At 57.9% G+C, this 11051-nt stretch carries 11 protein-coding genes and 2 pseudogenes; 7 read left to right on the forward strand and 6 right to left on the reverse strand.

Going from position 1 to position 11051, the window contains the following annotated elements:
* Nucleotides 1-412: 412 nt before the first annotated feature.
* From BF95_RS23270 to BF95_RS26830, 5 genes and pseudogenes are all read left to right on the forward strand, one after another.
* Complete coding sequence (locus tag BF95_RS23270; RefSeq protein ID WP_152542907.1) at nt 413-664, forward strand: hypothetical protein; 252 nt, start codon at nt 413-415, stop codon at nt 662-664.
* Between the two features lie 51 nt (nt 665-715).
* Nucleotides 716-1746 (forward strand): annotated as a pseudogene (locus tag BF95_RS23275) (IS110 family transposase).
* Between the two features lie 615 nt (nt 1747-2361).
* Nucleotides 2362-3219, forward strand: coding sequence for a hypothetical protein (locus BF95_RS27670; RefSeq protein WP_152542908.1), 858 nt, complete (start codon nt 2362-2364; stop codon nt 3217-3219).
* Between the two features lie 30 nt (nt 3220-3249).
* Nucleotides 3250-3675, forward strand: a pseudogene (locus BF95_RS29870) (helix-turn-helix domain-containing protein); the annotation flags it as partial.
* Nucleotides 3573-4307: an IS630 family transposase gene (locus BF95_RS26830; RefSeq protein WP_235209509.1), complete on the forward strand. Its 735-nt coding sequence runs from the start codon at nt 3573-3575 to the stop codon at nt 4305-4307. The pseudogene BF95_RS29870 and the gene BF95_RS26830, both read left to right, overlap by 103 nt.
* 383 nt (nt 4308-4690) lie before the next feature.
* On the opposite strand, the gene queA is transcribed toward BF95_RS26830, so the two are convergent.
* From queA to BF95_RS23310, 5 genes are all read right to left on the reverse strand, one after another.
* Nucleotides 4691-5719 carry a tRNA preQ1(34) S-adenosylmethionine ribosyltransferase-isomerase QueA gene (queA, locus tag BF95_RS23290; RefSeq protein WP_043154926.1) on the reverse strand — a complete coding sequence of 343 codons (1029 nt, stop codon included), beginning with the start codon at nt 5717-5719 and terminating at the stop codon, nt 4691-4693.
* 74 nt (nt 5720-5793) lie between these two features.
* Complete coding sequence (locus BF95_RS23295) at nt 5794-6537, reverse strand: peptidylprolyl isomerase (protein ID WP_043154929.1); 744 nt, start codon at nt 6535-6537, stop codon at nt 5794-5796.
* Nucleotides 6538-6630: 93 nt separating this feature from the next.
* Nucleotides 6631-7143, reverse strand: coding sequence for a pantetheine-phosphate adenylyltransferase (coaD, locus tag BF95_RS23300; RefSeq protein WP_043154932.1), 513 nt, complete (start codon nt 7141-7143; stop codon nt 6631-6633).
* Between the two features lie 5 nt (nt 7144-7148).
* Nucleotides 7149-8057, reverse strand: coding sequence for a polyprenyl synthetase family protein (locus BF95_RS23305; protein WP_043154935.1), 909 nt, complete (start codon nt 8055-8057; stop codon nt 7149-7151).
* Between the two features lie 5 nt (nt 8058-8062).
* A complete protein-coding gene (locus tag BF95_RS23310) occupies nt 8063-8323 on the reverse strand; it encodes an exodeoxyribonuclease VII small subunit (protein WP_037476479.1) in 261 nt (86 codons plus the stop codon).
* A gap of 181 nt (nt 8324-8504) precedes the next feature.
* Here BF95_RS23310 and BF95_RS23315 point away from each other — a divergent pair, with 181 nt between their 5' ends.
* Both BF95_RS23315 and BF95_RS23320 read left to right on the forward strand, forming a co-directional pair.
* Nucleotides 8505-8888 carry a hypothetical protein gene (locus BF95_RS23315; protein ID WP_043154939.1) on the forward strand — a complete coding sequence of 128 codons (384 nt, stop codon included), beginning with the start codon at nt 8505-8507 and terminating at the stop codon, nt 8886-8888.
* Nucleotides 8889-9080: 192 nt separating this feature from the next.
* Nucleotides 9081-9521 carry a hypothetical protein gene (locus BF95_RS23320; RefSeq protein ID WP_152542909.1) on the forward strand — a complete coding sequence of 147 codons (441 nt, stop codon included), beginning with the start codon at nt 9081-9083 and terminating at the stop codon, nt 9519-9521.
* A gap of 169 nt (nt 9522-9690) precedes the next feature.
* Here the strand turns inward: BF95_RS23320 and BF95_RS26835 are convergent.
* A protein-coding gene (locus BF95_RS26835; protein WP_096061640.1) for an IS630 family transposase occupies nt 9691-10754 on the reverse strand; the annotation gives its coding sequence in 2 pieces (ribosomal slippage) (nt 9691-10260 and nt 10263-10754; 1062 coding nt in all).
* Nucleotides 10755-11051 lie beyond the last annotated feature (297 nt).

Genomic DNA, 11051 nt, shown 5'->3' on the forward strand with positions numbered 1-11051 from the left:
CACGCCCCACCCTCCGGCTTTTACGGAAGGCACAGCGGTTTTGACTGGATTAGGACATCTTCGCAATAGGGCTTGGAACAGCGACAGATTTCGCTGCTCCAGATAAGGTGGTCCAGAGGGCGCGTGCAAAAGTCAGCTTTGCGCCAATTATGGACATTGGCAGCCGCACGAACGTTTTACATAAGCGGTCGCTCTTTGGTTTGAACGTTGATGCCTTGTATCGCGCGGTATCGCTTGTCTTAATCTGGCGATCACGCAATGTTGCGCAATGCCCGCTGTTTCCAAATTCGAACATCTCTGCCGCGCACCACACATGCTTTCTGGTCAGGTGGCTGAAGCCTATGACACGTATGTTGCGAACCTGCAGACGGGAGCTAGCAGCGTCGATGTAAATGGATTGCGGACATGCTCTATGGCAACCACCATCATAGTTGTGGGCGTCATCGGCACTTTCGAGGGGATGTTACAGCAAAGTTTTGGTTGGGCCAATGCGTACCCCGAACTCGACAAGTTGCTGCGAAGTCAAAACCGAGCCGATCTTGCGGACAGCCTTCTCAACTATCGGTTAGCAGTAAACGTCTTAAAGCATGGTGAGGGGCCTAGCTATGATCGACTGCTCGACAAACGAGATGGGGTGGTTGCCGCCCTCCCCAGACGGCACTGAGATGTGCCAGGATAGTGGAATTAGGACCACTGAGCGGAAAGGACGGCAATCGTGTCAAAAGATACAATGATCGGCGTGGACTTGGCAAAGTCCGTGTTTCAGCTTCATGCAGCGTCAATGACAGGCSAACCCAAGTTTCGGAAAAAGMTTCCGCGTTCAGCCTTCGCCGCATTTATGGCAGCGCAACCGTCGGCGGTGATCGTGATGGAAGCATGTGGCAGTGCGCATTATTGGGCCCGGGAAATGATCCGGCTTGGCCACGAGGTCAAACTTATCGCACCACACTATGTTAAGCCGTTCGTGAAGCGACAGAAAAATGATGCCGCTGACGCTGAAGCGATCGTAATTGCGGCTCAACGACCAGAGATGCGGTTTGTTGATCCAAAGTCGGAAGAGCAGCAAAGCAGGGCGATTCTATTTCGCGGAAGAGAACGGCTGGTTCATCAACGCACGGAACTGGTCAATGCCGTAAGGGCGGCGCTCTATGAATATGGTCATGTTGTCCCCCAAGGCATAAATCAGCTCTGCAGGATTGCGGACATTCTTGATGAGCTTAACAGCGATTTGCCCGTTTTGATGCGGGAGGAATGCCGAGATCTAYTGGCACAGATCGCTGAGAAAACTGAGCGTATCAATATACGGACAAAGAAGATCAAAGCGCTGGCGGCTGAAACTGACGCGGCCAAGCGGCTACAGACGATTCCGGGAGTTGGCCCTTTAACAGCCTTAGCGGTCGAGGCCTTCGCYCCATCAATGGAGAGCTTCCGATGCGGGCGGGACTTCGCGGCCTGGCTCGGTCTTGTCCCGCGACAATTCTCCTCGGGCGGAAAGGAGCGCCTTGGACGTATTTCGAAAGCRGGTCAGGCYGATATCCGCAGACTGCTTATCATAGGTGCAATGTCCCGTCTGAATTGGATGGGTCGAAGATCGATTCCAGAAAATTCCTGGCTCGCAGATATGCTTGCCAGGAAACCGAGAATGCTTGTGGCAATTGCCCTCGCCAACAAGATGGCCAGAACGATTTGGGCCTGATAAAAAATGGTAATGAATACAGAATTCCGGCGCAGGCAGCAGTTGCATGATCGGCATGCCAACAAGCTTACCTAACGTCGGATGATGGGGGTGTGAGAAGGCGACGACCCGAATGGGCGAAATGAGCGAACAGATCTGGTTCGGGAAAACCAGTTACGAGGCGTGAGCATGCCAGCTCGAAAACGAGATTTGGACTCGAACCGCAGATCACCATACCGGCCAGCGGCTTCTGAAACGCCGCAACCAAAGGCCTGACAGAAGACCGCACTCGATCACTCGCTCTTCGGATCAGAAACTTCTTGCATCACGGGCGGCAACCACAGAAGCCTCATTGCCCTTCGCAATCAAGGGCAAAGGCGAAGCCTTTTTTGATGAGGGCGATATATCGGAAGTTGGCGGATTGATAGATACCCGTGGACTATTCCTAAGCCGTTGCGTGGAAATCATTGTCGAAATCCGAAACGTGATTGGGCGGTAAATCCAATTACCAGAGGAAACTCGGCAGAGCGGAATTGCCGAACTGCGCCTGAAACCGTCATTCCCCTTCAATAAGAGAGCTCCCACAAGCGGAAATTCACTGCACTGGTGGCTGCTGACTACACGCGCAAGCATTGACGGTAGATACGGTTGCAGCAATAGAGTTCTGGAAAGGGGGGCGAACCGAAATGACCGAAAAAGCCAGCATCGAGAGCGACACTACGGCAAGTGCAAACCCGATTTGTGGTGTCATTATGCCCATATCAGGGACAACTAATCACTCAGAAGCGCATTGGTCTGATGTTCAAACTCTTTTACATCGCGCTATCACTAATGCAGGTTTTCAGCCACTGAATGTATGGGAGAACACCTCAGCCGATCGCGTTTCAGAGCGAATAATAGCGAATATCTTCGAGCAACCATTAATGGTATCCGACATATCTGACCTTAACCCAAATGTAATGCTAGAACTGGGTTTAAGGTTAGCGTCAAAAAAGCCCACGATCGTAATTGTAAATTCCGGTGGAGTTATACCATTTGATATCAGGGATTTTCATGCAATTATTTACCCAATTGATTTGAATATGCTTGGAATGGAGGAATTTTTCAGGAAACTGTCAAAAGTTTTAAAGGAAAAGTTTACAGCGTATTCTACCGATGATTATCAGCCATTTTTAGGAAAGGTTGTCGTCGACGTGATCTCTCCTGGTCATCGAGAAGTTTCTTTCGACGTAGCGATTGTTGATCGTTTAGACGACATTAGTTCGAGGTTATCTAAAATAGAGTCGAGGAGCACGTCGAAAGTTCGCGCGCCTGTTGAAGAGGACAATTCGACGACGACATCTAGCGGAAACGTATGCTATTTCACCGCAAAGGGTGATGTAAGACCAGTTATGGAGGATTTCAAATCGCACCCTAGTGTTATTGAGATTAAAATTTTGGGGTCCGATGGTCCAGAAAATTATCTTTCTGTAAAAGTTGATAACTTATACCAAATCTCTGAGAGCGTGACTCTGGAGGGGGTTGCCAAGAGGTGCGCGGCTTGATTCAACATGGCGAACAGCTGGAGTTTTGCCATGCCGATCCCTCTTCGTCCCGATTTTGACGCCGCCGCGACCAGGGCAGCGGCACGCAGATCGAAAGATGGGGGGCAAGCCCGGCGATTGCTTGCGCTGGCGGCGATCTATGAGGGAGCAAGCCGAACGGAGGCGGCGCGGCTCGGCGGCGTGACGTTGCAGATCATCCGAGACTGGGTTGTGAAGTTCAACGCAACCGGGCCCGACGGATTGATTGACCGCAAAGCCCCTGGGCAGCCGTCGATCCTGAATGCGACCCATCGCGCGGCTTTGGTAGAGGCAATCGAAAGCGGTCCGATCCCGGCGGCTCATGGGGTGGTCCGGTGGCGGATCATCGATCTGGCACAATTGCTTTGGGACGAATTTGGCGTGTCAGTTTCAAGGCCAACATTGAGCCGCGAACTACGAGCGCTTGGCTACCGCAAACTTTCCGCGCGGCCCAAACATCATGCTCAGGATCCAGAGGCGATCGAGGCCTTCAAAAGGGGGGCTTTGCCGCCGAGTTGGACAAGGTCAGAGCGTCCCTCCCGCGCGGCACGCCTGTAGAAATCTGGTTCGCGGACGAGGCCCGGATCGGGCAAAAGAACAAGATCACCCGGCGATGGGCGAAACGGGGGACACGCCCCTCGGCGCCACAGGACCAGCGTACGAAATCCGCCTATATCTTCGGTGCAATCTGTCCCCAGGAGGGAAAGGCGGCAGGGCTCATCCTGCCATTTTGCAATACCGACACGATGAACCTTCACTTGGCAGAAATCTCATTGGCGGTTGCGCCCGGCGCTCACGCGGTGCTCCTCATGGACCAAGCCGGTTGGCACCTGACCCCAAAACTCGTGCTTCCGCCCAATATCTCCATCGTGCCAATCCCTTCGAAAAGCCCCGAACTCAATCCGCAGGAAAACATCTGGCAATATATGCGCGACAATTGGCTATCGAACCGGGTGTTCGGTTCCTATGAAGAGATTGTCGACCACTGCACCTACGCCTGGAACCAGCTCGTCGATCGACCATGGAAGATTATGTCCATCGGCCTCCGAGACTGGGCACACGGGTTATGATCAATGAATCTTGGTATTAACCAATGAAGATGAAGCTGATCAAGTTAAGCTCGACCTCAAAAAAGTTGGCTCGGCGCCTTGGTTGCGTTCAGGGAATAAGGTCAAACATTCTGAAATCCAACAATTGGTGAATATCTTCGAATATCAAAATCCATCTGCTTCCTAACAGAGTACTGTGGTCCGGCGCAGCTCGGATAGGACGGTGGGTTGCTTGAATGTCGGCTAACCGAGGTGATCCGACGATTACCCGACAGTCCGCAACCGGCCATTGTTGACGGAAGGCATGCATAGAGGCTGGAAGCGCACTCCGTAGGCACCCATCGCAAACCCATCTGAATGCCGCTCAATTAAGAGTGTGGACAGCTGCCGACGCAAAGCGGTTCTCACGGCAGCAGCAGCGAGCTATCCCCGTAAGAGTAGAAACGGTAGCCGTTTTCAATGGCATGGCCGTAAGCGGCTTTCATGCGGTCAGTGCCCATCAGGGCCGATACCAGCATGAACAAGGTCGATTTGGGCAAGTGGAAATTGGTCATCAGCCCGTCGATCGCGCGGAAGCGGTAGCCGGGCGTGATGAAGATGCGGGTTTCGTCGGCGAAGGGGTGGATGATGCCGTCTTCGCTCGCCGCGCTTTCGAGCAGGCGCAGCGATGTCGTGCCGACCGCGATCAGGCGACCGCCCGCCGCGCGCGCGGCGTTCAGCCGGTCGGCCGTGGCTGGATCGATCCGGCCCCATTCGGCATGCATGCGATGGTCGTCGGTATCGTCGGCCTTGACCGGCAGGAAGGTGCCTGCGCCGACATGCAGCGTCAGCGTTTCCGTCAGCACCCCGGCCTGCGCCAGCATAGCCATCAGGTCCGGCGTGAAATGCAGCGCGGCGGTGGGGGCGGCGACGGCGCCATCCTCGCGCGCGAACATGGTCTGATAATCGCTGACGTCGCGTTCGTCGGTCGGGCGCTTGCTGGCGATGTAAGGGGGCAAGGGCATGCGACCGGCCCGCTCCAGCAGCACCTCCACCGGCTCGGTGCCTTCGAAGTCCAGCGTCACGCCGCCATCTTCGTCGCGCGGCCCGGCGATTGCCGTGACACCCGCGCCGAAATCGATACGGTCGCCATCCCGCACCCGCTTGGCATTGCGCAGAAAGGCCTGCCATTGGCGCAGGCCGAGGCGCTTGTGCAGCGTCGCGCCGATCCGGGCTTCGCCACGCATCCCCTCCAATTGAGCGGGGATGACGCGCGTGTCGTTGAACACCAGCATATCGCCGGCGCGCAGCAGGCCGGGCAAGTCGCGCACCGTGGCGTCAGTGAAATCCCCTGCGCCGGGCACCAGCAACAGCCGTGCGGCATCGCGCGGGCTGGCGGGGCGCAGCGCGATATTCTCCGGCGGGAGGTCGAAATCAAACAGATCTACGCGCATGGTTTTGAGAGTTTCGTTTAACTAAGCCAGCGGCTTCTCGACTGCGCTCGAAGCGAACGGCAAGTTGTGGCCTCTTATTGTCCCGGCGCTGGTGAAGGCAGGATCGACGGCGCGGCGGGTGCGGCCATGCCGGGCATCGGCGTCGTCACTGGCGGCTTGCCGTCGCTTTCGATCGAGGCCTGCAGGATCGTGCTGGGATTGGCGGGCGGTTCGCCCTGCGCGATCGAATCGACATATTGCATGCCTTCGATCACGCGGCCGAAGACGGTATATTTCTTGTCGAGCTGCATCCGGGGCAGCAGCACGATGAAGAACTGGCTGTTGGCGCTGTCCTCGCTCTGCGCGCGCGCCATCGACACGGTGCCGCGCAGATGCGGCATCGGGTTGAACTCGGCCTTGAGGTCGGGGAGTTGCGATCCGCCGGTGCCGTCGCCCTTGGGATCGCCACCCTGCGCCATGAAGCCGGGGATGACGCGATGGAATTTCAGGCCATTGTAAAAGCCCTGGCGCGTCAGTTCCTTGATCCGCTCGACATGGCCAGGCGCGATGTCGGGGCGCAACTGGATGCGGACGCGGCCGCCGGTGGAAAGGTCCAGATCCCAGATATTCTGCGGATCGGCCGGAACCACGGCGGGCGGCAATTTGGGGGTCAGGTCGGTTTCGAGCGACTTGGCATTGTCCTGCGCGCGCACGGCGGCCTCGGCCCGCTTCGCCTCATCGGCTCCGCCGCCACCGGGCGCACCCTGGGCATAGGCAAAGCCGGACGTTGCGAGGGCGACACCGATCGCCATGGTCTTGAGCGCGCAGGTGAAACGCATGAAACAGACTTCCTTGATCTTATGGGCATAGGGCCAAGCGGCCCTGATAACGCGCTGATCGCGATTGGCAACTGAACGCAGGCTGAGCGAAAGCTACACGCTCCCCTTGCGCCCCATCTTGTCGACCCGCGCCACGACTTCATCGCGTACCGTTGGGCTGACGAACTTATGGATCGGCCCGCCATAGAGCGCGATTTCCTTGACCAGGCGCGACGCGATGGGCTGCAGGCATACGTCCGCCATCAGGAAGACGGTTTCGACGCGGGCATTGATCTGCTGGTTCATGCCCGCCATTTGATATTCATATTCGAAGTCGGCGACCGCGCGCAGGCCACGGATGATGACTTCGGCCCCCTGCGATTCGGCAAAGTCCATCAACAGCGAGTTGAAACCGATGACGACGATGTCGCTGTCGATTTCCGCACATTCGCGCCGCACCATCTCCAGCCGCTCTTCGTCGGAGAACATGGGCGATTTGGCGATGTTGGTCGTGACCCCGATCACCAGCTTATCGACCAGCTTCGCGCCGCGCCGGATGATGTCCATATGGCCCAGGGTGACGGGGTCGAAAGTGCCGGGATAGACGCCGATACGCTGCTTGCTCATGGGCTTTAGCGGTCCCTTCCAACGATATAGTCGGCAATCGCGCGCAACAGGTCGGCCTCCGCGCCATAGCCGTGCAGATGCGCCTTGGCCTGATCGACCAGCATGTGGGCCTGTGCCCGCGCGCGATCGACGCCGAGCAGCGAGACGAACGTCTCCTTGCCCGCCGCCGCATCCTTGCCCAGCGCCTTGCCCGCCAGGTCCGCGTCGCCCTCCACATCCAGCAGATCGTCAGCAATCTGGAAGGCCAAGCCAATGTCGCGGGCATAGCCATGCAGGCCGGTGCGCGCCTCCACCGGGATGCGCGCCATGATCGCCGCCGCCTCGACGCAGAAGGCGATCAAGGCGCCGGTCTTGAGATTTTGCAGCCGGGTGACGGTGGCGAGGTCGAAGCGCGCCTTTTCGGCTTCCAGGTCCATCATCTGTCCGCCCGCCATGCCCGCCGGGCCGCTCGCCAGCGCCAGCGCCCTGACCAGGTCGATCCGCACGAACGGGTCGGGATGGGTCTGTTCGTCGGCCAGGATTTCAAAGGCGACATCATGCAGGCAATCGCCGGCCAGGATCGCGCTCGCCTCATCGAAGGCCTTATGGACGGTCGGCTTGCCCCGGCGCATATCGTCATCGTCCATCGCGGGCAGATCGTCATGGATCAGCGAATAGACATGGATGCATTCGACCGCCAAACCCACCCGCAGCGCCGATTCGCGCGAAATGTTGAACAGGTCGCAGGTCGCTTCGACCAGCAAGGGCCGCAGCCGCTTGCCGCCGCCGATCGCAGCATGGCGCATCGCTTCATAGAGGCGCGCGCGCGCATCGTCGGGTACGGGCAAGAGCAGATCGAACCCATGGTCGATCCGCGCTGCAACATCACGCGAACGGCTTGTGAGCAGCGCCGCCGATGAAACATCCCCCCCCATGCCGCTCAGTCCGCGCCGAACGGCTGCGCGCCGGTCACGGCACCATTGGCGTCGACCGTCAGCTTGGCGATCCGCGCCTCGGCCGCCTGCAACCGGTCGGCACAGCGTTTGCGCAACGCTTCCCCTTGCGCATAGAGCGAGATCGACTCATCGAGCGGGACATCGCCGCTTTCGAGCCTGCGCACGATCGATTCGAGCGCGCGTAACGCATCCTCGAACGAAAGCTGGGTGGGATCCGGGGCTTGCGTGCTGCTGTCGGTGGCCATGACCCTGCATTGACCGCCACCGCTCGCCCGGTCAAGCCCGCAGCGGACAATCAGGCATTCGCCCTATGGTTCGGACACCCCACTGACAGCAATGCTGCATGACGTCATAAGAAACGCATGGCGGGAACGCGGTAGTTTTGCGTTGACGCATCATGCTGCACACGCACATAAAAGGATCGCTATGAAATTTTACATCCCCCTGATCGCCGCTGCGAGCCTTGGCTTGCTGTCCGCCTGCAACCAGAATGACGAGCCTGAAGTCGTGGGCGGCCCTGCCGACCCATTGGCGGAGCAGCTCGCCAACGCCGCGCCCGTCGAGCTGCCGCCGTCGGTCAAGGCCAACAAGCAGTTCCGCTGCAAGGACAACAGCCTGTTCTTCGTCGACTATATGAGCGACGACAAGACCGCGTTGCTCCGCACCGAAAAGGGCGGCGCAGCCACCACCTTGAAGGCGGCCGAAGCCGGTCAGCCGTTCACGGCCGAGGGCGGTTATGAAATCGACGGTTCGGGCGACAATGTCACCATCACCGCGCCGGGCAAGAGCGCGCAGGCCTGCCACGTTTAAGGCGTCCTGACTTTTCCATTCATCCCAGGCCGGACCGCCCCTAACGGTCCGGCCTTTTTCTTATCTGCGCATTGGCGGGTTTCGCCCAAGCTGAGCCATTCACCATTTTGCCATTCGGCTCCGATAGCGAACGTTGCGCTGGCCGCTGGTTTTCGCTTAAAGTCAGGCGAAAACTCAGATGATGGACCAGCGGTGCCAGCCAAAGACGATTGTGACCAGCTTCTCGATGTTGCTTTGCCCTTTGCGGAGAAGATGCTGAGAGATCATGGTGAGTTTTTACCATTCGGTGCGCAAATGTTGCTCGATGGGGAAATTGTGTCAGTTGGCGCGGATGATGGAGAAGATCATTCACGATCGCAAAGTCTAATTGATATTCTCCAAGCTGCCTTTAAAGATGGCGCTGCTGATGGAGAGTTGCTTGCGACCGCATTGGTTTACGATGTTCGAGTGGCGCCTCCTGGAGCGCGCGAAAAGACCGATGCAATCGCGTTAAACCTCGATCATCGCGATAACTACTCCGTTACAGTGTTCTTCCCCTATACCATCAATGATGGCGAACCTGAGATTGGCGATGCGTTCGCAAGCAGCGGAAACTACTCTATCTTCCCGTCGCCCAGCCCGTTGCACGCCTGAGCATCAAGCGTCGGCTAACCGCCCCTCCCAAAGCTGCCTGACCGCTTCCCACCATTTCTCGCCATCCAGAGAAAGCCGACACGCCCGGTATTTCTCTGCGCCTCTGCGCGCGATGGCAGCAGGCAAGCGCGGGAGCGGCGCGACGGCCTCTTATACCAACCTGCATTGATCACGACCCACGTGCCCATTTGCGGCGTCCAATTGTCATGATGCGCCAGGGCTGATCGATCAGCCTGTTCCAGGCTTCGCAGCAAAGGTCGACGATGTTGTCGTGGGACGTGAAGATGCGGTTGGATAGCCAGTTATCGCGCATGAACTGCCAGATATTTTCGACCGGGTTGAGTTCAGGACATTTTGGCGGCAGCGGAACGATGCTGATATTATCGGGTACTTCCAGCTTCCCGGTCATGTGCCATCCGGCCTGATCCATCAGCAGCACGCCGTGGGCACCTGGTTCGATAGCGAGCGATATCTCCGCCAGGTGCAGCGACATGGTCTGGGTATTACAGAAGGGCAGGACCAAGCCAGCGCCCTTACCAAGCTCAGGGCAGATAGCGCCGAAGATGTAGGCTGATTTGGTCCTCTGATCCTTGGGCGCTGAAGGCCGGGTGCCGCGCCTGGCCCAGCGGCGGGTGATCTTGTTTTTCTGGCCGATACGGGCCTCGTCCTGGAACCATACCTCTATGGGCGTGTCGCGCGGGAGAGCGGCTTTGATCTTTGCCAGCTCGGCTGCAAAGCCCCCTTTTTGAAGTCCTCCATCGCATATTCGTTCTGGGCATGGTGACGTGGGCGTGCCGTCAATTTCACATAGCCCAGCTTTTTCAACTCTCGCCCTACGGTCGTTTCCGTCAGAGACACCCCAAATTCGTCATGAAGCCACCGCGCCAGGTCGATCAGCCGCCAACGCACAACTCCATGGATCGCTGGTATCGGTCCACTTTCAACGACCTCCGCGAGCGCTTGGCGCTGGGTATCATTCAGCAAGGGCGGCTTGCCTGGGGCCTTGCCGTCAAGGAGACCCGCTGGACCTCGGGCGTTGAACCGCACCACCCAATCCCGCACGATCTGCAGGGTCACTCCGCCGATGCGCGCGGCATCGCTGCGGTTCGCGCCATCATAGATTTCCGCCAAAGCTAGCAGTCGGCGTCCCTGGTTCGCGCTCTTTGTCGTCCGCGCCAGTCGCCTCAAGCCCGCTGCATCAAAGTCGTCTCGCAATCCAATCGCTGCACCCATGACAATGCCCTCCAACCCGAAGACATAGATTCATAGTTTCGCCGCTTTGGGAATCCCCCACGTGTGTCAGCATCACGGACGGATGGTATGAGTTGTTACAATTGGCCTTGATCTGGCCAAAACGGTTTTCCAAGTTCACGGTGTAGATGAGGCCGGCTTAACCGTGCTTCGCCGAAAGTGAAGCGTCCCGGGTTTTCAGGAGGCTCCAACTTGTGAGAAGGAGCATCCGTTATGAGCAAGACAACCAACAAATTTTCACCTGAAGTTCGCGAACGGGCGGTTCGTATGGTGATGGAG

Source organism: Sphingobium sp. Ant17, from assembly GCF_000588875.1.
GTDB lineage: Bacteria > Pseudomonadota > Alphaproteobacteria > Sphingomonadales > Sphingomonadaceae > Sphingobium.